Raw genomic sequence first — 20885 nt, 5'->3', positions numbered from 1 at the left:
GCCCTCACGGGCCCCGGAGCAGGGCCCATGACTACGGTGAAGGCCATGACCAGCAGCACCCGAGGCCCGCGCGGCAGCTACTCGGTCGGCATCGCCCGGCGCCGGAAGATCGTCGAGGCCGCCGCCGAGCGCTTCGCGCAGGAGGGCTACCACCGCACCGCCCTGAGCCGCATCGCCGAGGACGTGGGCATCACCGAGGGCGGCCTGCTGCATCACTTCCGCAGCAAGAAGCACCTGCTGCTGGCCGTGATGGAACACCGCTTCACCACCGAGGCGCAGTGGTGGGCACGCCTGGCGCAGGACGCGAACGGCCCGGACGTCCTGCGCGCCATGGTGGCGGCCACGGAACGGCACCTCAGCGAGCCCGGCCTCATCGAGCTGTTCGTGCTCACGTCCGCCGAGGCCGCCGACCCCACCAGCGCGGCGCACACCCTGTTCGCCGACCGCTACCGGCGCGCCGTGGACGAACTCGCCCGCCTCCTCCAGCTGGGCGTGGACGGCGGGACCCTACGGGCGGACACCGACTGCACCGCCGTGGCCCGCGAGTGCATCGCCGTCAGCGACGGGCTGCAACTCCAGTGGGTCATCTCCCGGGGCACGCTCGACCTCGCCGGCGCCGTACGCCTGCACGCCGACCGCATCGCGCGCACCGTCACACCCGACGGGCGCGGACTGTGAACCCGCCGCACCACGGGCGCGGGCCCGCAAAGACGTCCTGACCCGGCGGTCCGCCCGCTCCCCCGCCCCGCCGGGGCCGGCCGGGTTCAGGCCTTTGGCCGCCCGTCCTCGGGCCGCCCCACCACCGGCAGCCCCCAGGGCCGCTCCAGCGCCTCGCGCAGGGCCCGCACCCCGTCCGGGCCGATGCGCGCGGCGAGGACGCGCTCCAGCTCGTCGAGGATCGCCGTCGCCTCGCCGTGCGCGCGCCGGCCGGCCGCCGTGCGCCGGATGAGTTTCTGACGGGCGGACTCGGGATGCGGCGCCTGTTCGAGCAGTCCGGCCGCGATCAGTCCGTGCGCGGTCTGGTGGGCCGTCTGCCGGGTGACGCCCATGCGCCGGGCCAGCTCCGAGACGGTCGTGCCCTCCTCGTCGAGCACCGCGAAGAGCTGCAACTGCGTGGTCGAGACCTGCTCGGCACGCCGCAGCTCCAGGGCGGCGAGCAGCCCTTCGTCGAACCACCGGCGGGCTTCCCCCAGCAGCTGCGGCAGATCGCGTCGTCCAGCGTTCACACGCTCCCCCACCTCCCGGAACCACCCGGTTCCCCGGGCTCTCCCGGGTCTTCCCGGTTCCTTCCGGGCCGTCCCGGACCGCAGGACGAGCATAGGTCTTGCCGGTACCCGACCTCCTATGTCAGGCTACCTGACATTCTTCGGAGCCGATCGATGGAGATCCCGTGACTTTCGAGTACGCCACCAGCCACCGCCGCGCCTCCCGGATTCCCCCCGTGCCGGGCACGCCCTACTTCATCGAGAAGGACATGGGAGACCGGGCCCATCTGTTCACCGACCTCTTCACGGTGTACGCGGGCGGCGAGCAGACCGAGAACACCTTCAACTTCTTCACCTGCGAGGGCCCGAAGGGCGACACCATCCCGGCCCATCTGCACGCCGACACCTACGAGGTGTTCTTCGTGACGGACGGCGCGGTGCGCCTCTTCGTGGAGGACACCGCGGGGGAGCAGTACGAGAAGCTGCTCACCAGCGGCGACTTCGGCTTCGTGCCCAAGAACTGTCCGCACGCCTACCGCATCGAGCGGCACGGCAGCCGCATCGTCGGCGTCGCCGCGGGCCCCGGGGGCACCTTCGAGCGGTTCTTCGAGAAGCTGGGGACCCCCGTCGACTCGTACGGCCTGCCCGAACGGCCCTACGTCCCCGAGCGGGAGAAGTTCGCCACCGTGCCCACCCAGTACGACGTGCGCTTCCTTCCCGGCCACCAGTGGCGGACCTCGTGACCGCCCCGGCCGACCTGCGCCCGCTCATCGCCGCACCCCACCCGGACGTGGCGCCCCTGCCTCCGGCGGCCCCCGCCGGCGGCGGAGTACGTCTCCTGCGCGGGGTGCCCTACGCGGAGTTGCCGGGGATCCGCCCGCCGGAACTCGACCTGTGGCTCCCGGAGAACGCCGACGCCGATGCCCTGCCCCTCCTGCTCTTCGTGCACGGCGGGGCCTGGCGGCGGGGCCGCCGCGAGGACATGGGTCACCGCATGCGCGGGTGGCACCCCGGGCCGCTCGCCCGCATCGCGGCCGCCGGCTTCGCCGTCGCGTCCGCCGACTACCGGCTCAGCGGCGAAGCGGTGTTCCCGGCCCCGCTGGACGATCTCCGCGCCGCCCTGGCCTGGATCGCACGGCGCGCCGGCGAACTGGGCGTCGACACCACCCGCACCGTGGTGTGGGGCGAGTCGGCGGGCGGACACCTCGCCGCCCTGCTCGCGCAGACCGAGGAGGCACCGCGCGTGCGCGGAGCCGTCGTCTGGTACGCGCCCAGCGACCTCACCCTGGACGGCGACGACCCGCACACCCCTCAGGCCCTGCTGCTCGGCGGCGCGCCCGCCACGCGCCCCGAACTCGCCGCCCGGGCCAGCCCGCTCCACGGCGTACGCCCCGGCGCTCCCCCGTTCTTCCTGGCCCACGGCGCGAACGACACCATGGTCGACTGCGACCACACCCGGCGCCTGGCCGCCCGGCTCACGGAGGCGGGAGTCCCGGTGGAGACGCGGATCGTGCCGGGAGCCGACCATGTGTGGGTCGGCCTGCCGGACGACGAACTGGAGAGCGTCTTCAGCGCTTCCCTGGAGTGGGCGCTGCGGCGCGTGGAGTGAGCGGCGGCGCAGGTCGCCCGCGCGGGGCGGGAGGCGTCCGGACGCGCCGCGTGGCGGGAGCAGTCCGAGCGCGCCGCAGGGCGGGAGCAGTCCGAGCGCGCCGCAGGGCGGGAGCCGTGCGGGCGCCCCGCGGGGCAGGAGCCGTCCGGGCGTGGTCAGTCCTCGGCCGGCTTCTCCGGGGCGAGGAGGACGGCCCGGGTGCTGCCGTGCGCGACGGTGTCGCTGACCCGCGGAGTGAAGAACGTCTCGACCAGGCTCCGGTGGTGAGGGCCCAGGACGAGAAGGTCGGCGTCGAAGAGGTCGGCGGCCTCGGCGATGGTGGTGGCTATCTGCGTGGTCAGCCCGGTCGCGAGGGTGGCCTCGGCCGCGACACCCCGCTCCCGCAGGGCCGTCACGGCGTCGTCGAGGACGGCCTTGGCCTCGTCGTCGCCCTCCAGGGGGACGACGGCGGCGAGCGTGGCGGCCGACGCGACGACGTGGACCACACGGACCTCGGCACCGGTCAGCGAGGCCAGGCCGCCGGCCAGGCGGACGACGGCATGGCGGGCGGGAGTCGCGTCGACGGCGACCAGAATGCGCTGGAACATGGACTTCTCTTCCCCTTCTTCGCCCCACGGAGGGCCGATTCTTCGCCCCACGGAGGGCCGATTCTTCGCCCCACGGAGGGCCGATTCTTCGCCCCACGGAGGGCCGATTCTTCGCCCCACGGAGGGCCGAAGACCCCCGGTGGTCATGACATCCGGTGATCGCCTCCCGGCGATCGGACTCCACGATACGTGCATACGCCATGAATCTCCGGACGCCGTGTCACTTCTCCGTGCACAGAGTCCCGACGACGCGCGGGCGTACGGGAGTTGAACACTTGACGCGCCGCCTGACCGACCGCCGGATCGTCCCTACGCTGGCGCGCGTGCTAGATCATCGACAGGCGGGCGACGACCGTCACGGCACTCCCCGCGAGCGGGCACCCCGACCGGGGCGGCAGGCCCGGACGGGCGGGCGAGGCGCCGGGGCGCATCCCCTGCTGGGGCTGCAACAGACCGCGGGGAACGCGGCGACCGTCGCCGCGCTGGGCACCGCCGGCCCGTCCGGCCGCCGCGCCCGGCCCGCCCAGGTGCCGCCCGCCATCGCCGAGGTCGGCGACGACGCCCTCGAACTCCCCCCGTATCTCCGGGACATGGAGGCGGCGGGGCTGTCCACGGCGTACGGGCTGACCGGCCAGGAGTTCGTCACCACCACCCTGGTCACCGTCGTCGGGCGCCGGGACGGCACGGTCGCCGAGATCGCGGCGGAACTCGCCGGGCGCCCCGAGTCCTTCTACGGGCGCGGCCGGGCCTTCGCCGTCACCGGGCCCCGGGGCGCCGACCACTACGACGTGACGGTCACCGTCTCCCCCGCCGACGACGATCGCCCCGGCACGTTCTCCCCGGCGGCCCTGGACGGCGAGGGCGCGGCCACCAAGGTGGACGTGCAGCACAACACGGCCTCCGCCGTCGCGCAGGGCACGGGTTCGTCCGCGTCGAAGGGCGCGGCGTTCACCGCGTTCGGGCTGGCCCCGGTCGCGCCCGGCGTCTGGGTCGGCGGGGCGGCCACCGTCAACGCCCAGCCCTTCCAGTCGTCCCGGGACTCCCGCACCCAGCGCAGCACGGCGGAGCCGCGCGTGCTGCGCAGCGACAAGGGATCCGTCGAGGTGCCACGCCGGGTGCGCTACGGCGTACGGATCGTCAAGGACGGTGAACGGTCCCCCCAGAGTTTCGGCGGCTCCGGCACCCTCACCATGCGGGTGCCGACCGAACACCTGGTGCCGGCCGCCGCCGGGCCCGCACCCCGCCCGCGCCCGGTGGCCCCCGGCACCGCCCGGCGGGTGTCGCTGGCCGACTCCATGGCCCCGCTCGCCGTCTCGGACGCGGCCGCCCCGCACCAGGGCGGCGGCGGGCTGTTCGACGCGGTCGCCTCCGCGCTGCACCCGTCCCTGACCTGGCCCGGCGCTCCGGGCCGGGCCCGTCTGTACGAGGCCACGTCCACCGCGGCCGTGCTGGAGGACCTGCCCCGGCTGCTGCGGGACGGGATCGTCGGCGAGGATCTGACCAGCCGCGACGGCACCACCACCGGCACCTATCGGATGCGTGCCGCGATCACCGCGCTGGCTCCGGGCTGGAGCACCGGCAGGACCCAGCTGCGCACGCATCAGCAGACGCAGCATTCGGTGACGGACACCGCGGGCAAGGGGCGCGGCGGCGCGTTCGGGGTCGGTCCGGCGGCGGGGTTCGGTGTCCTGGGCAACGCGGCCGCCGTGCGTGGCACCGTGATGCCGGTCGTCGGCGCTCGCAAGGCACGGTTCACGGTGGCCGAGCAGACCGTCTCCAGCCGTCAGGGTGCCGAGGTGCGCGGTGACAAGGTGCTCTACCTCGGGACCGTGCTGTTCACCGTCGAGGGCACCGGCCCCGAGTCCCCGCTGACCAGGGCGCGCGGCGGCGGCCGTACGGCGCACCACTCGATGCGGGTGTGGATCTCCCTGCGTGCCGACGAGGCCCAGGAGCTGGGGCTGCCGCTGCCGGAGGGGGTGACGGCCGGGGCGTTCGTCGCACGGCCGGTCGCGGACGTCAAAGGAAAGGGCAAGGGCAAGGGAAAGGCCCGGGCGACCGACGAGGAGGCCGGGACCGAGGCCGGGACCGAGGCCGAGGCCGGGACCGGTGAGCGGGCCGAGGGTGAGGCCCCCGAACACGTCGTACGGCACCTGCCGTTCGGCGCGATGGGCTCCAGTGTGGCGATCAGCCGGCTGGACACCGCGCCGATGATGCGGGCCGTGCAGCGGCTGTTCGCCACCGACGCGCGGCTCGCCGGCTATCTGCCCGCCTTCGGGGAGGAGCGGCAGCCGCGCGACCTCGACCCCGAGGACGCCGAGGTCCAGCGGCGCAACTACCGTGAGCTGGCCACCGTCCTGTCGGAGACCAACCTGCGGGTGAACAAGGACCAGTTGCTGTCGACCGGGGTCCGGGTGCGGCTGCGCCGCAAGTCCCGCTTCCACACGCACGACGTCCAGCTGAGGGTCACCGGCTCGCTCCGCGAGACCGGCTATCTGGGCGACATCCAGGACTGGCTGGTGCGCAGCCACTCGGGCGTGACGAGCAACCTCCAGAGCGGGCGCGCCAGTTCACGCTCGGTCGGCGGAATGGCACTGGGCCAGTTCCGGTTGATCCCCGGCGCCCTGACGATGTCGGCGCGCGCCGAGAAGGGCCGTACGACGACCCGGCGCGGCCAGGCCGGGCCCACCGTGCGCACGGACGTCCTCACCAACGGCGCGGAGGACGCGAGCGTGTTCGGCGGGGCGCTGAGCCTGAACGTGGACGTCACGATGACGTCCCGGCAGCGCAAGGCCGCCCGCTCCCTCACGCCCGGCGCGCCGGGCCGGGACGTGCCGGAGGCCCGTTCGCTCGCGTCGCTTCCGCTCGACGCGCAGGACGTCCGGCTGCTCACCCCCACCGCCTTCACCCTGGACGACGACGCCAAGGCGCGGCTGGACGCGACGGCCGCCGCACGCACCGCGGGCCACCGTGACGTGCCCGCCGAGTTCCCGGCGGCGGGCATCGGGGACCTGGCAGGCCTGACGCAGCGGCAGACGGGCGCCCGGCGGGGCGTGCGGGACTGGACGCTGGTGGAGACCGTCGGGGACGGACAGCCGGTCCGGGACCTGGCCTTCGAGCTGCTGGCGAAGGCCGCCGCGCGCAACCGGGAGGCGCGCGAGGACCGGGCGCTCCAGGCGGAGGGGCTCGCGCCGCGGCTCGCGATCGAGGATCGGTTCAGCCCGCAGGCCATGACCGCGGCGCTGCGGCAGGCCGTGTCGGCGGGCTGGGTGGTGAACAACCTGCGCCACGCACGACGGCTGGCCGGACTGAACGGCGCGGTCGGCACCCGGTTCGCGCTGACCGCGCCACAGATCGTGCACCAGGCCACGGGAGCGGGCACCGAGACGTTCGTCATGGGCGGACACCAGGTCACCGGGCAGGAAGGGACCACGCACTCCCTGTCCGCGCAGGGCGGCCTCATGGGGGCGGGCAACGGCCCCGAATGGCGTCTCGCCGGGGGCCTCTCGGCGGGCCGCAGCCTGGGCAGCGGCGACACCACGGCGTCCACCCTGGTCGGCACGGTGGAACGCAACGCGCACACCTCCCGCAAGACCCCGCTCCACCTGGTCCGGTGCGACCTGGTGGTGCGGATGGTCGCCGAGGTCGCGGTGACGGGTGGCGGGCCGTACGTCACCCGCGGCAGCCGTACGGTGCCGGGGGCGGTCGCCGTGTGGCTGACGGAGAGCCAGCTGCGCGCGGCGGGGCTGAAGGTACCGGGCGAGGCTGCCGACAAGAACAAGGGCAAGGGCAAGAACAAGGACACGGACACCGACACGGACACGGACACGGGCGCGGGCGCGGGCGCGGCGCAGGCCGGCGCCGCGGCCGGCACGTCCACGGGCGCGGGGACGTCGCGGGCCACCGAGGACACGGAGTCGGCGGTCGGCGCCCCGCGCAACGCGCCCCTGATCCCCCCGGCGCCCGTCCCGGCCCTGGCGCAGCACCTTCCGCTCGGCTTCGGCATGATCGAGGATCTGCCCGACTTCGTGCCGCTGCTGGCGGCGGTGCGCGAGCGCCTCGGCCGCCCGCTCGCCGACGAGCTGCTCCCCCGCACCCGGCTGACGGACCGCAACGACAATGTGCAGCGGCTGCTGCGGGTGCTCGACCGGGACGGCTCGGCCGGCCTGCTGGCGAGCGCGATGGACGGCGGGGTGGGCGTCGAGCTGTTCGACGGGCGCAGACGGCCCTACCGGGCGGTGTTCCGCGTCCGCAGGACCGGGCGGGGCACCTACCTGGAGACGGCCTCCGACCAGCGGGACATGGAGTACATCACCTCGGCCGCGGCCCAGCGGGCCTCCGCGCACGACGAGAGCGACTCCCGGGGTGTCGAGGCGGTCCTCGCCGGCGCCGGCAAGCCCGACGAAGGCGCCGGGCAGCTGAAGAGCGTCGGCGCGGCCGGCGGCCTCGGCCTGGGGTCCGTCGACGCGCGCCGCTCCGCGGCCGTCGGCCGCGCCCAGCTGGGCGTGAAGACCGTCGCCGAGGCGTCCTCCGCCCCGTCGGCCCGGATGCACGTACCGATCGAGGCGACCCTGGAGGTCTTCGACGGCGACCGCCGGGTGGCGCTCGCTCCGCTGACGGGGCTGAGCCTGACCCACCGGGTCCTGGAGGCGGATCTGCGGGCGCTGTCGCGGCTGGCCCCGGTGCCGCCCCAGCGGGTCGGCGTGCACGCCGTGGACGCCGGGGACGCCGGTGCCGACCGGCTCGGCCCGTGGCGGGCCTCGGGGGTCAGGCTGCCCATGGAGGCCCAGGTGAACGGCTTCCAGGGCGCACCCCGGGTACGGCAGGCGGTCGACGACGCCGTACGCCGGGCGGGCGGCGGCGCACGGTTCCGTACCGGCGGCGAGGCCGCCTTCCACCTGCTGCGGGAGGCCGTCTCCACCGAGTGGCTGACCGCGGCGCTGCCGCTGCTGACCGCCGCGGGCGTCGATCTGCCGCCGGTGCACGCCACGGGCGCGTCCGGCCAGGATCTGCGCACCTCGCTGCACGCCCGGCTGCGCGACGGCCGGGTGCTCGGCGTGGGCGACAAGATGACCTTCGAGACCGTCGCGCAGAGCACGCTCGACGCGCCTCGTCCGACGGGCACGGACGGACAGCAGGCGAACGAGCACGGCAAGCAGGCGCGCGGCCTGTTCGGCGCGGGAGTGCTGAACGCGGACGAGTTCCGGATGAACCAGCTCCTCGGCACCGCGGACGGCTCCGGGAGCGGCACCGCCACGGCCGCCGGCTCCGGCGGTTCGATGCCGCTGCACAAGCCGAAGGCCGAATCGGTTCTGGTGCAGTTCACGCTGGACGTGCGCGTCGTGGCGCGGGTGAGCGACCGGGTCCGCGGCGGCCGCGCCACGACGGCCGTGCGCGAGGTGACGCTGCCGGCTCCGGTGGTGATCCGGCTGCCCGCGCCCGCGGTGCGCCGCATGCTGGCCGACCCGGCGAACGCCGGGCGGCTGCGGGATCCGGAGGGCCGGGGGGTCTGACGGTCCGGGCCCGCTCAGGGCAGCAGCCGCTGCTCCTTCGCCACCGCCACGGCGCCCGCGCGGGTGTCGACGCCGAGCTTGTCGTAGATCCGGCGCAGATGGGTCTTCACCGTGGCCTCGCTGATGAACAGGGCGCGGGCGATCTCCCGGTTGCCGAGGCCGCGGGCGAGCTGGGCGAGGATGTCGCGCTCGCGGTCGGTGAGCGAGGACCGGGGCGCTCGCATCCGGGCCATGACGCGGGTGGCGACCGGCGGGGAGAGGGCCGTACGGCCCTGGGCGGCGGCGTGGATCGCGGCGAACAGTTCCTCGGGACGTTCGGCCTTGAGGAGGTAGCCGGTCGCGCCCGCCTCGATGGCGCGGGTGATGTCGGCGTCGGTGTCGTAGGTGGTGAGCACCAGGACGTGCGGGCGGGGGCCGGCGCCGGTCGTGAGGCGGCGGGTGGTCTCGACGCCGTCGATGCCCTCGCCCAGCTGAAGGTCCATCAGCACCACGTCCGGGGCCAGCCGGGCGGCCAGGGCGAGCGCCTCCTCACCGGTTCCCGCCTCGCCGGCCACCTCGATGCCGGGGGCGCTGTCGAGGAGGGCGAGCAGTCCGGCCCGGACGACCACGTGGTCGTCGCAGACGAGGATGCGGACGGGAGCCGGGGCGGCCGGGTCGGTCATCGGGTTGCCTCCAGGGGGACGGCGGCGGACAGGACCGTGCCCTCGCCCCGCGCCGACTCGACGGTCAGGGTGCCGCCGAGCTGGCCCAGCCGGGCGCGCATGGCGGGCAGACCGTGCCCGCGCCCCGCGGCCGGGGGCGTGGCGGAGGGCGCGGGGTCGAAGCCGCGGCCGTCGTCGGTGACGTCCAGGACGACCTGGTCGTCGAGCAGGGTGAGGGTGAGCGCGGCGGTGGTCGCGTCCGCGTGTTCGCGGACATTGGCCAGGGCGCCCTGGGCGATGTGCAGCAGGGCGGACTGGACGCGCTCGGGCAGCAGCGCGGCCCGGCCGCCGTCATCGATGTGCACGCGTACAGCGAGACGGTCGCCGGACTCCCGTGCGGCCAGGGCGCGCAGCGCGGCATCGAGGCCGCCGCCACGGGCGAGGTCCGCGGGGGCCAGGTCGTGCACGAAGCGCCGGGCCTCGGCGAGGTTGTGCTCGGCGACGGACGCGGCCGACCGGACGTGGCCGCGGGCCTTGCCGGGCTCGGACTCCCACACCCGTTCCGCCGCCTGGAGCAGCATGCGCTGGCTGGACAGGCCCTGCGCGAGGGTGTCGTGGATCTCCATCGACAGCCGCTGGCGTTCGGCGAGGATGCCCGCACGGCGTTCGGACGCGGCCAGCTCGCGCCGGGTACGGATCAGGTCGTCGATGAGGGCGCGCTGGCGCGCCGCCTGCCGCTCGGTCCGCAGGAAGACGGCCGTGGCGAGCGCGGCGACGGCCGGGGGCGCGAGCAGCAAATTGGGGTCGAAGCCGCCGGCGAGACGGAGCTGCGCGGCGACGACGAAGGCGGTCAGGACGCCGACCAGGGCGAGCGCCGCGCGCGTCGGCAGGGTGCGCAGGCCGGTGTAGAGGAGCGGCACCGCGCACCAGGAGAAGCTCGGGGCGAGCAGCACGAGCACCGCCCAGACGGCCACGACCAGTCCCAGCCGGACGGGCGCGACGAACGGCGGGCCGGGCCGCCGTACGGATCGGCGCAGGCGCCGCGCGGGCCGGTCCGTCCGCCGCGGGTCCTGGAACACGGCGGCGGCGCCGCCCAGGTGCAGGATCGCCAGGGTGACGGACAGGGCGATGATCCACGGGGTGCGGGACTCGCCGGGGTGGCGCAGCAGGAAGCGGGCCAGGGCGCCGCCGAGCAGCAGGAAGAACGCGGTGTGCATCACGACCGCCAGCCACCGGCCGTCCGGGTCGTCCGGCTTCGCCACGCGCACCGTCCTCGCTCCGTCCGTTTCGTCCCGACCGTCCGCGCTGAACTGCGCAAACACTCCCATTGTGACGGGTCGCCATCGCCGTGGGGTCAACCGATCGGATGACCCCCGCATCGTCCGTCGCGCGGGCCGGGAGGGGCCGGAACGCCGACCTCGCGGCCCGGGTTCCGGGGCGAGGGTGGAGAGCAGACGGGCAGCCCGGACCACCGCGGCGGCCCCCGATCCCGAGGAGCACACCAGCATGAAGTCCCTCTCCAGGCGTGGCCGTGTCACCATCGGCGCCGCCGCCCTCGCCGCCGTCGGCGCCGCGACCTTCGGCACGGTGTCCGCGAACGCCTCCGCGCCGGCCGTCGTCCCCGCCACCACCGCCGCCGCGTCCGGGACCACCACGACCTCCACGCATCTGACGATCGACGCCGCCACCCGGGCCGCGCAGGCCGCGCTCGACGCCGCCGAGCGGGAGAACCAGCGGGTCACGGTCGCCGTCGTCGACCGCAACGGCAACACCGTCGTCACCCTGCGCGGCGACGGCGCGGGCCCGCAGTCGTACGAGTCCGCCGAGCGCAAGGCGTTCACCGCGGTGTCCTGGAACGCCCCCACCTCCGAACTGGCCGGGCGCCTGGAGCAGACGCCGAACCTGAAGGACATCCCCGGCACGCTCTTCCTGGGCGGCGGTGTCCCCGTGACGGCCCGCAACGCGCCGATCGCCGGCATCGGCGTCGCCGGTGCCCCGTCCGGCACCCTGGACGAGAAGTACGCCCAGGCGGGCGCGGCGGCGCTGGCCCGCTGAGTGCCTGTCCGGCCGGGAGCACTCACCGGCTCCCGGCCGGCCCTCTCACCACGGCCGGCCCTCTCACCACGGCCGGCCTTCTCACCACGGCGGGTCGGCCCACGAGGTCGGCGAGCCGGGGCGCACGCGGGTCAGCCCACGACATCGGCGAGCCGGGGCACCACCCGGGTCAGCCGCAGCACGCCCCACAGGATCAGCAGGGCTCCGGCCGCCTCGGGCAGCAGCCACCAGCCCGTGCGGACCCGCTCCTCGAACAGCACGACGCCCAGCAGGAGGCTCACCGCCGCGTCGCCGATGGTCAGCGCGGGCTGGGACGCGACGAGCGGGCCGGCCTGGAGCGCGCTCTCCAGCAGGAGCAGGGCGGCGATGCCGGTGAGCGCGAAGCCGTAGGTCTGCCAGGCGGTGAGGAAGGCGGGCAGTCCCGCGTCGGCGAGACGTCCGGTGGCGGACTTCATGAGGGCGGCGGTGAGCGCGTTGCCGACCGCGGCGCCGGTCGCCAGGACGGCGGCGCGGAACAGCGGCGAGGACGTGGAACGCGTGAGGACGACCGCCGCGCCCATCGCCCCCAGGGCGAGCGCCAGCACCGGGATCCACCGGTCCATCGCGGCCTGGTCCCGGGTCCCGACGGGGGCCGCCGCGGCGAGCAGCACGGCGAGGCCGGCCACCACTACCCCGATCGCCCACCAGCCGGCGGCCGGCAGCCGTCGCCGTAGCAGGGGCACGGCGATCAGCAGCGCGAACGGAAGTTCGAGGATGAAGACGGGCTGGACGAACGCCATGGGCCCGTTGACCAGGGCCAGCGCCTGGAACACCGCGGCGCCCGTCACGCCGGCGATCCCGATGGCCCAGGCGGGCCGCCGCGCGAGGGCGAGCAGCAGTCCCGCCCCGCCGCCCCGGGCCACGGTGGAAGCGGCCTTGCGCTGGAAGGCCGTGCCCAGCGCGTTGCTGAAGGCTCCCAGGACGGCGAAGAGCAGGGCGAGGACGATCATGGATCCACCATGCCCGGGTGGGGTCGGGGACGCCCCGTCGACGCGACGGGCGCCGCCCTGCCGACGCGAGGCGCCCTCTCCTCGTCGGCCCGTACGTTCCCCTCCCCTCGTCGGCCCGCACGTTCCCCTCTCCCCGTCGGCCCGCACGGTCCCCCGCCCCGTAAGCCCGCGCGTTCCCTTCCCCCGTCAGCCCGCCACGCCCCGCAACCGTCGGGTCCGCACGAGCAGATACAGGAAGTAGGGCGTCCCGATGACGGCCGTCATCAGTCCGGCACCCAGCTGTGCCGGTGCGATCACGGTCCGGCCGACGATGTCCGCCGTACAGACGAGGACGGCGCCCAGCAGCACCGCGACCGGCACGACCCGCACATGCCGCCGGCCGACGAGGGCGCGGGCCGCGTGCGGGGCGACGAGGCCCACGAAGCCGATCGTGCCCGCCGCGGCGACCGCGGTCGCGCTCAACAGCACGCTCACGGCCAGGAAGCCCAGCCGTGCGGGCGGCAGCCGCAGACCGAGCAGCCCGGGGGTGTCGTCGTCGAGGGACACGAGGTCGAGTTCGGTGCGCCGCAGCACGGACACCGCGACACCCAGCAGCAGGGCGCCGGCGACGGGCAGCGCGTCGGGCAAGGTCCGTCCGTAGGTGGAGCCGGACAGCCAGGTGAGCGCCTTCGTCGCGTTGAACGGGTCCGTGAGGACGATGAGCAGGCTGATGAGCGCGGTCGTGGCGGCGGACACGCCGACGCCGACCAGCACCAGCCGGTGGTGGCCGAAGCCGCCGCGCGCCGCGAGCCCGAAGACGAGGACGGCGGTGACCGCCGCGCCCGCGAACGCGGCGCCCGCGACGCCCCAGGAGCCGGCGCCCGAAACGGTCGTGACGAGCAGGACCGCGCCGAGCGCCGCCCCGCCGGAGACGCCGAGGATCCCGGGCTCCGCGAGCGGGTTGCGGGTGACGGCCTGCACCAGGGTTCCGGACAGGGCGAGGGCCGCGCCGGCGAGCAGCGCCGCGAGCACCCGGGGCACGCGGGTGTCGAGGACGAAGGAGAGGGGCCGGGCGGCCCTGCCCTGCGCCCAGTTCGCCACGTCGCCCAGCAGCAGTGTGGTGTCGCCGAGCAGCACACCGGCGAGGGTCACCCCGACGAGGGCGGCGACGAGCACCGCCACCGTCACGAGGAATCCGGTACGGCTCGGGATGCGCAGCCGCTCCGGCGGGCTCGCGGCGGCGGTGTCCCGCACCCGCAGCGCCATGCCGACGAGGAACACCGCGCCGAGGATGCCGGTGACGACACCGGTGGGCACGGCGACGGCGGTGCCGGCCGGCACCAGGGCGCGCAGCAGGACGTCCGAGCCGAGGACCAGGCCCGCGCCGGTCAGTCCGGCCAGGGGCAGGAAGGCCCGGACGCGGACGAAGGGGCGTACGCGGCGGGCGAGCGGACGCACCAGGGCAGGCGCGCACAGACCGACGAAGCCGATGGGTCCCGCGAGGGTGACGGCCGCCGCCGAGAGCAGCGCGGCGAGCACGACGACGGTGATCCGCGTGCCGCGGACGGGGACGCCGAGCCCGCGGGCGGCCTCGTCGCCGAGGGCGAGGGCGTCCACCCGGCGGGCGACCAGCAACAGCCCGGCCAGCCCGACCAGGGCCACGGGCGCCATCTGCGCGATCCCGTCGAAGCCGTTCTGGCTGATGCTGCCCTGGCTCCACTGGTAGAGGCCGTTGGTCCGCTCGGGAAACAGCAGGAGCAGTCCCTCGGTGAGCGAGGACAGCCCGAGGGTGAGGGCGCTGCCGGCCAGGACGAGACGGACGGTGCCCGCGCCGAGTCCGGACAGGGCCAGGACGACGGCCGCCGCGGCGAGCGCGCCGACGAAGGCCACGCCGGAGGAGGCCAGGAGCGGCAGGGAGGCGCCGGTGACGGTCAGCACGCCCAGGGCCAGGTAGGAACCGGCGTTGACGGCCAGGGTGTCGGGTGCGGCGAGGACGTTGCGGCTGACGGCCTGGAGGGCCGCGCCGGCGATGCCCAGCGCGGCGCCGACCAGCAGTCCCGCGGCCGCCCGGGGCAGGCGCGAGGCGATCACGACGGAGGCGTCGGCGGGGTCGGCGCGGCCGGTGAGGGCCTTGGCGACCTCGGCCGGTCCGACGGAGGCCGTGCCCTGGGTGATGTCGACGACGGCGAGGGCGGCGACCAGGAGGACGAGCGCGGCCGACGCCGCGGCCGCGCCCGTCCGGGAGGTCGTCGCCGCGGGGCCGGTGACGGGAGCCGTGGCGGTGACGGTCATGCCGCTACTTCGTCAGGGCGCCGACGACGGCGTCGATGTACGCCTCCATCGACCGTGTGCCGCCGAACATCCAGATGCCGTCGGGCAGGTGGTGGACGTTGCCCTTCTCGACGAACGGCAGGCCCTTCCAGACGGAGTTCTCGGCGAGGTCGTCGGCGAAGGGGTCGCTGGTCTCGCCGTCGTTGCCGATGTAGGCGAACTCGACGTCGCCCAGGTCGCTGAGGCCCTCGACGTCGGTGGTGCCGAGGCCGTAGTCCTTGTCGCCCTTGATGCTCCAGGCGTTCTTCAGGCCTATCGCCGTGTTGACGTTCCCGAGCAGCGAGCCGCTGGTGTACGGGCGGACCGAGACCTGGTGGGAGACGACGTAGCCGTCGGCGAACGCGATCTCCCGGCCGGCCAGGCCGGCGTCGGCGAGGGTCTTCTTGCCCTCGGCGACCTTGGCGTCGAAGGCCTTCTTCAGCCGGCCGGCCTCGGCCGTGGTGCCGGTGGCCTCGGCGATGAGGTCCAGGTTCTCCTGCATCCGGCCGATCTGGTCGGCGGAGTCGGCGGAGTCGACCGCGAGGACGGGGGCGATCTCGCGCAGCTGCTCGACGGCGGCCGCCGGCAGGTCGGTGTTGGCGACGATCAGGTCCGGGGCGAGCGCGGCGACGGTGTCCATGCTGGGCTCGCCGCGGGTGCCGATGTCCTTGGGCGCGTTCTTCAGCGGGGCGGAGGCGTCCCAGGCCGTGTAGCCCTTGACGTCGGCGACGCCGACGGGCTCGACGCCGAGCGAGACGAGGTGCTCCACGACGTCCCACTCGGTGCCGACGACCTTCTTGGCCGGCGCGTCGAGTTCGACCTTCGCGCCGGTCGCGTCGGTCAGGGTGATGCGCTGCGCGCCGGCGGAGGCGGAGCTGGAGGCGGCGGGCTCGGTGGTGCCGCAGCCGGCCAGGACGACGGCCGCGGCAAAGGCGGCGGCGAGGGTGACGAGGGGGCTTCTCATGGCGTGCTGCTGAGCCTTTCGGTGCGTGCGTGGTGGCGGCCGATGGCGCGGGTGCGCAGCCGGCCGGTGGAGGGGTCGGTGTCGACGTCGATGCGGATGCCGTACGTCGTCGTCAGGCGGTCCGCGGTGAGGACGTCCTCGGGCGGGCCGTCGGCGACGATCCGTCCCGCGTGCAGCAGGGCGATCCGGTCGGCGACGGCGGCGGCCTGGTCCAGGTCGTGCAGGACGACGCCGACGGCGATGCCGTGGCCGTCGGCCAGGTCGCGGATCAGGTCGAGCAGTTCGACCTGGTAGCGGAGGTCGAGGTAGGTGGTGGGTTCGTCGAGGAGGAGCACTCCGGTCTCCTGGGCGAGGCAGCCGGCGAGCCAGACGCGCTGGAGCTGGCCGCCGGAGAGGTGTTCGGCGCCCCGTTCGGCGAGGGTCTCCAGGTCGGTCATGGCCAGCGCGCGGGCGACGGCGGCCGGGGCGTCCGGATCGTCCCTGCCCCAGCGCCCCCGGTACGGGTAGCGGCCGAACTCGACGACGTCCCGGACGGTCAGGCCGCTCGGTGTGGGCCGGCCCTGGGTCAGCAGGGCCACGTGGCGTGCGAACTCACGGGAGGTCAGCGCCAGACCGTCGGCGGTGGCGCCGTCCTCGCCGCCGAGCGTGAGCGTGGCGGTGCGGGCGCGCTGGAGCCGGGCCAGGGTCCGCAGCAGCGTGGACTTGCCGCTTCCGTTGGGCCCGACCAGGGCCGTCACCTCGCCGGGCCGCAGGGTGAGCGCGGCGCCGTGGACGACGTCCGTCCCGTCGTACGACACGGTCACGTCCCGGGCGGTCAGCTCGTGCCCGCGTCCGCGGGATGCCTCGGTTGTCTCTTCACCAGAACTCACGAGCGAAGGTTAGCCTAACCTAAGTTGATCAAGGTCACTCGGGGTGGAACTTAGCTTAGGCTAACCTTCCTTTATGGCGAAGATCCACCGGCTCATGCCGCAGCACCCCAGGATGTTCCGTGCCGAGGTCGTCCGCACCGAACGCCTCTCCCCCTCCATCCACCGTGTGACCGTCGCGGGCACGGACCTCGCGACGTTCCCGTGGCAGGGCTACGACCACTGGTTCCGCCTGTTCCTCCGACTCCCCCACCAACAGCGGCTGCGCCTGCCCGAGTTCACCGGATCCCGGTGGTGGCAGCCCTATCTCGCCATCCCCGAGGACGAACGGCCGCACTGCGCGAACTACACCGTGGCCGACTTCCGCCCCGAGGCGGCGGAGATGGACATCGACTTCGTCGTGCACCGCGGCCCGAGCGGCGAACTGGAGGGCCGTGCCGCGATCTGGGCCTGCCGGGCCCACCCCGGCGACGCGCTCGCCGTCCTCGACCAGGGCCTGCTGTTCGACTGCCCGCCGGACGTCTCCGAGGTCGTCATCGCGGCCGACGAGACGGGCCTGCCCGCCACCACCGGCATCCTGCGCTCCCTGCCGGCGGGGACGGTGGGCCGGCTCATCCAGGAGGTACCCACCTCGCAGGACCGGCGCGTCCTCCACGCACCGGCCGGAATGACCGTCACCTGGGTCGTCCGCGAGGACAGCGCGTCCGTACCCGGCAGCGCGGCCCTGGACGAACTGCGGCGCCTCACCCACGCCGACCCGGCCGGATACGCCTTCGTCATCGGCGAGTCGGCGCTGGCGACCGAGGGGCGCAGACATCTGCACCGCGCGGGACTGCCGAAGGACCGCATCACGTTCTCCGGCTTCTGGCGGCACGAGGCGCGCGAAGCGGCGTGATCCGCCGTGGTGGACCGGCTCGGCACCGAGGGCATCGTGCCCGCCGGGGCGGAACCGGGCCGGGCCCCGCACGGTGCAGGGGCGGGCACATCGGCGGATGCGCCCGCGTCACCCCTCGGGCCAGGACCCGGGGTCCCACAGCCCGGAGCGGCGCAGCGACTGCGGGCAGTGCAGGAAGATCTCGTCGATCTCCAACAGCACCGCCAGCCGGGGCCGTCGGCCGCGGTCGGCCATGGCGTCGAAGAACGGCGCGTCGGTGAGGACCCGGGCCCGCCCGTTGACGCGGAGCACCTCCTGACCGCCGGGGATCAGATAGAGCAGTCCGGCATGCGGGTTGTCGAGGATGTTGTGCAGGCTGTCGGCCCGGCGGTTGCCCGGCCGGTCCGGCAGTGCGAGGGCCGAGGGACCGACGACATGGGTGAAGCCCGGCCCGTCGCCGCGGGGCGAGACGTCGCAGTTGCCGCGGCTGTCGGAGGTCGCGAGGAGGCAGAAGGGTGAGCGGGCGAGGATGTCCCGGTCGCCGTCGGTGAGTCGACGGTGCACCTTGTCGATCACGAGGGGCTGCGGCTCCCCCAGGAGGGCGCGGAGTTCCGCCGGCGAACCCAGGGGGACACAACCGTCCGTGGCCGGGCCGGCGGGGTGGTGCGCCGCCGCATCGATCGTCTGGGACAAGGCCGACTCCCTGAAGGCGAGGGAAGGTGCACCAGGGACGCCGCACGAGGCACCCCGTACACGATCTGATCTTAGGTTTGCCTCACCTAAGTTACCTGGGGGGTCTCTGTGGCGTCCCCTCCCCCTCCCGCCGCCGACTCGGCGTGCCCGCCGCCCCGTTCCGGCCCTGCCCGCCCGCCGCATGGCGACGCCTGATCGACCGGCATAGCCTGAAAGACGGCGACGACCATCGGCCCCCGCCCAGGCCCGGGCCGCGAAGGGGTGAGTGCGGTGAACGCCTCCGACGACGGCCGGCCGCGGTCGGCAGCAGCCCGGGTGGGTCCGGCCCCCGCCGACGAGCCGGCCTTCCATCCGTACCATCACCCGGCCGCGGGCTGGGGTGCCGCGAAGAGCGTGACCCAGGTCCTGGTGCGCGAGCACGCCCTGCTGGACGGGCCACGGGCGATCATGCGGATGAACCACGAGGGCGACGGCTTCGACTGCCCCGGATGCGCGTGGCCGGACGACACCAAAGGGCTGCACCTGGACATCTGCGAGAACGGCATCAAGCACGTCACCTGGGAGATGACCGGCAAGCGGGTCGACCGGGCGTTCTTCGCGGCGCACTCGGTCACGGAGCTGTCCGGCTGGAGCGACTTCGACCTGGAGGACCAGGGCAGACTGACCGAACCGATGGTCTACGACCCGGAGTCGGACCACTACGTCCCGATCGGCTGGCACGACGCCTTCACGCTGGCCGGCCGCGCCCTGCGCGCCCTGGACGACCCGAACCAGGCATCCTTCTACACCTCCGGCCGGCTCGGCAACGAGGCCACCTTCCTCTACCAGTTGATGGCCCGCGAACTCGGCACGAACAACCTGCCGGACTGCTCCAACATGTGCCACGAGGCCAGCGGCCGGGGCCTCCAGGCATCCCTGGGCACCGGGAAGGGCACCGTCGACCTCAAGGACTGGGAGACCACCGACGCCCTGTTCATCATGGGCGTCAACGCGGCCTCGAACGCGCCCAGGATGCTCACCGCCCTCGCCGAGGCCTACCACCGCGGCGCCCAGATCGTGCACATCAATCCGCTGGTCGAGGCGGCCGCCACCCGCACCATCGTGCCGCACGACTTCCTGGACATGGCCCGGCTCAGGACGACCCGGACCAGCACCCTCAACCTCCAGCCGCGGGTCGGCGGGGACATGGCGCTGCTGCGGGGCATGGCCAAGGCGGTCCTGGAACAGGCGCAGACCGATCCGAAGGCCCTGGACCAGGAGTTCATCGAACGCCACACCGCCTACTTCGACGACTACCGGGACGTGTGCTGGGCCACCTCCTGGGACGAGATCGAGCGGCAGTCCGGGATCGGCCGGGCGGACATCCTTCAGGCCGCGCGCGTGTACCAGGACGCCGACCGCAGCATCATCAGCTGGTGTCTGGGCGTCAGCCAGCACGAACACGGCGTCGACACGGTCCGGGAGATCGTCAACCTCCTTCTGCTGCGCGGCAATCTGGGACGCGAGGGCGCCGGACCGTCACCGGTGCGCGGGCACAGCAACGTCCAGGGCAACCGCACCTGCGGGATCGACCACCGGCCCACCGAGGAGTTCCTGGACCGCCTGGCCGAGGTCTGCGGGATCGACCCGCCCCGCGAACACGGCCTCGACACGGTCGGCACCATCCACGCGATGCACCGCGGGGACGTACGGGTGTTCATCGGCATGGGCGGCAACTTCGCGCTCGCGGCACCGGACACCCCCTACACCCACGAGGCGTTGCGCTCCTGCGAACTGACGGTCCAGGTGAGCACCAAGCTGAACCGCAGCCATCTCGTCCACGGCCGGCAGGCCCTCATCCTGCCCTGCCTGGGCCGGACCGAGAAGGACCAGCAGCGGGGCGGTGTCCAGGCCACGTCGGTCGAGGACTCCATGAGCATGGTCCACCTCTCGGTCGGGATGAAGCGCCCCGCCTCGAAGCACCTGCTCTCCGAGCCGGCCGTCATCGCCGGCCTGGCCCGCGCCGCCCTCCCGGACAGCGACACCCCCTGGGAGTGGTACGTCGAGGACTACGACCGCGTCCGCGACACCATGTCCCAGGTCCTCGACGGCTTCGAGGACTGCAACCGCCGCGTACGCCTGCCGCTCGGCTTCCGTATCAAGCAGCCGGCCCGCGAACTGGTCTTCCTCACCCCGTCGGGCCGCGCGGAGTTCTCCTCCGCCCCGCTCCCCGACGTCGTCCCGGCCCCGGGCACCCTGGCCCTGGGGACCATGCGCTCCCACGACCAGTGGAACACCACCATCTACTCCGACAACGACCGCTACCGGGGCGTCAAGAACCTGCGCACCCTCGTCTTCATGAACGAGGACGACATGCGGGACCGCTCCCTCACCGAGTTCGACCCCGTCGACATCACCAGCACCGCCAAGGACGGCAGCCAACGCCACCTGCACGGCTTCCTGGCCATCCCCTACGACATCCCCCGCGGCTGCGCGGCCGGATACATGCCGGAGATGAACGTGCTCTGCGCCATCGGCGACTACAGCACCCAGAGCGACCAGCCCCTGATGAAACACGTCAAGGTCACGATCACCCGGGCCGCCTGAGGAGCGGTACACGGACG

Annotated in this window: 16 protein-coding genes; 7 read left to right on the top strand and 9 right to left on the bottom strand. The window is 74.3% G+C overall.

Features of this window, described 5'->3' with window-relative positions:
- Positions 1–45: 45 nt before the first annotated feature.
- Positions 46–678 carry a TetR/AcrR family transcriptional regulator gene (locus tag IE275_RS02605; protein ID WP_189706981.1) on the top strand — a complete coding sequence of 211 codons (633 nt, stop codon included), beginning with the start codon at positions 46–48 and terminating at the stop codon, positions 676–678.
- A gap of 86 nt (positions 679–764) precedes the next feature.
- On the opposite strand, the gene IE275_RS02600 is transcribed toward IE275_RS02605, so the two are convergent.
- Positions 765–1226, bottom strand: a complete 462-nt coding sequence (locus IE275_RS02600) for a MarR family winged helix-turn-helix transcriptional regulator (RefSeq protein ID WP_189706979.1) — start codon at positions 1224–1226, stop codon at positions 765–767.
- 164 nt (positions 1227–1390) lie between these two features.
- Between IE275_RS02600 and IE275_RS02595 the strand changes: the two genes are divergently transcribed.
- Together IE275_RS02595 and IE275_RS02590 are read left to right on the top strand one after the other, a co-directional pair.
- Positions 1391–1948: a quercetin 2,3-dioxygenase gene (locus IE275_RS02595; RefSeq protein WP_189706977.1), complete on the top strand. Its 558-nt coding sequence runs from the start codon at positions 1391–1393 to the stop codon at positions 1946–1948.
- Positions 1945–2814 carry an alpha/beta hydrolase gene (locus IE275_RS02590; protein ID WP_189706975.1) on the top strand — a complete coding sequence of 290 codons (870 nt, stop codon included), beginning with the start codon at positions 1945–1947 and terminating at the stop codon, positions 2812–2814. The genes IE275_RS02595 and IE275_RS02590 overlap by 4 nt, the downstream gene beginning before the upstream one ends.
- Before the next feature lie 155 nt (positions 2815–2969).
- On the opposite strand, the gene IE275_RS02585 is transcribed toward IE275_RS02590, so the two are convergent.
- Positions 2970–3401 (bottom strand): universal stress protein, encoded by a 432-nt coding sequence (locus IE275_RS02585; RefSeq protein ID WP_189706973.1) that lies wholly within the window; start codon positions 3399–3401, stop codon positions 2970–2972.
- Between the two features lie 323 nt (positions 3402–3724).
- Between IE275_RS02585 and IE275_RS02580 the strand changes: the two genes are divergently transcribed.
- Positions 3725–8911 (top strand): hypothetical protein, encoded by a 5187-nt coding sequence (locus IE275_RS02580; protein WP_189706971.1) that lies wholly within the window; start codon positions 3725–3727, stop codon positions 8909–8911.
- Positions 8912–8925: 14 nt separating this feature from the next.
- On the opposite strand, the gene IE275_RS02575 is transcribed toward IE275_RS02580, so the two are convergent.
- Both IE275_RS02575 and IE275_RS02570 read right to left on the bottom strand, forming a co-directional pair.
- Entirely contained in the window at positions 8926–9573 is a 648-nt protein-coding gene (locus tag IE275_RS02575) for a response regulator (RefSeq protein ID WP_189706968.1), read from the bottom strand.
- Positions 9570–10769 (bottom strand): sensor histidine kinase, encoded by a 1200-nt coding sequence (locus IE275_RS02570; RefSeq protein WP_229870076.1) that lies wholly within the window; start codon positions 10767–10769, stop codon positions 9570–9572. Before IE275_RS02570 ends, IE275_RS02575 begins: the two co-directional genes overlap by 4 nt.
- Before the next feature lie 289 nt (positions 10770–11058).
- On the opposite strand from IE275_RS02570, the gene IE275_RS02565 reads away from it, so the two are divergent.
- Positions 11059–11607 (top strand): GlcG/HbpS family heme-binding protein, encoded by a 549-nt coding sequence (locus IE275_RS02565; protein WP_189706965.1) that lies wholly within the window; start codon positions 11059–11061, stop codon positions 11605–11607.
- Positions 11608–11738: 131 nt separating this feature from the next.
- On the opposite strand, the gene IE275_RS02560 is transcribed toward IE275_RS02565, so the two are convergent.
- The 4 genes from IE275_RS02560 to IE275_RS02545 all read right to left on the bottom strand — a co-directional run bounded on the left by IE275_RS02560 (position 11739) and on the right by IE275_RS02545 (position 16718).
- Complete coding sequence (locus IE275_RS02560; RefSeq protein WP_189706963.1) at positions 11739–12596, bottom strand: DMT family transporter; 858 nt, start codon at positions 12594–12596, stop codon at positions 11739–11741.
- Between the two features lie 186 nt (positions 12597–12782).
- Entirely contained in the window at positions 12783–14867 is a 2085-nt protein-coding gene (locus IE275_RS02555; RefSeq protein WP_189706960.1) for an iron ABC transporter permease, read from the bottom strand.
- Positions 14868–14871: 4 nt separating this feature from the next.
- Positions 14872–15849, bottom strand: coding sequence for an ABC transporter substrate-binding protein (locus tag IE275_RS02550; RefSeq protein ID WP_189706958.1), 978 nt, complete (start codon positions 15847–15849; stop codon positions 14872–14874).
- The gene (locus tag IE275_RS02545) at positions 15846–16718 is read right to left on the bottom strand and encodes an ABC transporter ATP-binding protein (protein ID WP_189706956.1); all 873 of its coding nucleotides are present in this window, start codon (positions 16716–16718) and stop codon (positions 15846–15848) included. The genes IE275_RS02550 and IE275_RS02545 overlap by 4 nt, the downstream gene beginning before the upstream one ends.
- Before the next feature lie 73 nt (positions 16719–16791).
- Here IE275_RS02545 and IE275_RS02540 point away from each other — a divergent pair, with 73 nt between their 5' ends.
- Complete coding sequence (locus tag IE275_RS02540) at positions 16792–17610, top strand: siderophore-interacting protein (protein ID WP_189706954.1); 819 nt, start codon at positions 16792–16794, stop codon at positions 17608–17610.
- A 108-nt stretch (positions 17611–17718) separates the two neighbouring features.
- Here IE275_RS02540 and IE275_RS02535 read toward each other — a convergent pair whose 3' ends face one another.
- Entirely contained in the window at positions 17719–18282 is a 564-nt protein-coding gene (locus IE275_RS02535; RefSeq protein WP_373299153.1) for an MSMEG_1061 family FMN-dependent PPOX-type flavoprotein, read from the bottom strand.
- A 270-nt stretch (positions 18283–18552) separates the two neighbouring features.
- Here IE275_RS02535 and IE275_RS02530 point away from each other — a divergent pair, with 270 nt between their 5' ends.
- Positions 18553–20868 carry an FdhF/YdeP family oxidoreductase gene (locus IE275_RS02530; RefSeq protein ID WP_373299152.1) on the top strand — a complete coding sequence of 772 codons (2316 nt, stop codon included), beginning with the start codon at positions 18553–18555 and terminating at the stop codon, positions 20866–20868.
- Positions 20869–20885: the final 17 nt, after the last annotated feature.

This window comes from Streptomyces phaeofaciens (genome assembly GCF_014648915.1).
Taxonomy (GTDB): domain Bacteria; phylum Actinomycetota; class Actinomycetes; order Streptomycetales; family Streptomycetaceae; genus Streptomyces; species Streptomyces phaeofaciens.
This window is presented reverse-complemented; position numbering and strand designations above follow the sequence as displayed.

Coding starts and splice junctions, on each gene's coding strand:
- IE275_RS02585 (WP_189706973.1), bottom strand. CDS start 3,401: ATGTTCCAGCGCATTCTGGTCGCCGTCGACGCGACTCCCGCCCGCCAT.
- IE275_RS02570 (WP_229870076.1), bottom strand. CDS start 10,769: ATGCACACCGCGTTCTTCCTGCTGCTCGGCGGCGCCCTGGCCCGCTTC.
- IE275_RS02575 (WP_189706968.1), bottom strand. CDS start 9,573: ATGACCGACCCGGCCGCCCCGGCTCCCGTCCGCATCCTCGTCTGCGAC.
- IE275_RS02555 (WP_189706960.1), bottom strand. CDS start 14,867: ATGACCGTCACCGCCACGGCTCCCGTCACCGGCCCCGCGGCGACGACC.
- IE275_RS02540 (WP_189706954.1), top strand. CDS start 16,792: ATGGCGAAGATCCACCGGCTCATGCCGCAGCACCCCAGGATGTTCCGT.
- IE275_RS02560 (WP_189706963.1), bottom strand. CDS start 12,596: ATGATCGTCCTCGCCCTGCTCTTCGCCGTCCTGGGAGCCTTCAGCAAC.
- IE275_RS02565 (WP_189706965.1), top strand. CDS start 11,059: ATGAAGTCCCTCTCCAGGCGTGGCCGTGTCACCATCGGCGCCGCCGCC.
- IE275_RS02605 (WP_189706981.1), top strand. CDS start 46: ATGACCAGCAGCACCCGAGGCCCGCGCGGCAGCTACTCGGTCGGCATC.
- IE275_RS02550 (WP_189706958.1), bottom strand. CDS start 15,849: ATGAGAAGCCCCCTCGTCACCCTCGCCGCCGCCTTTGCCGCGGCCGTC.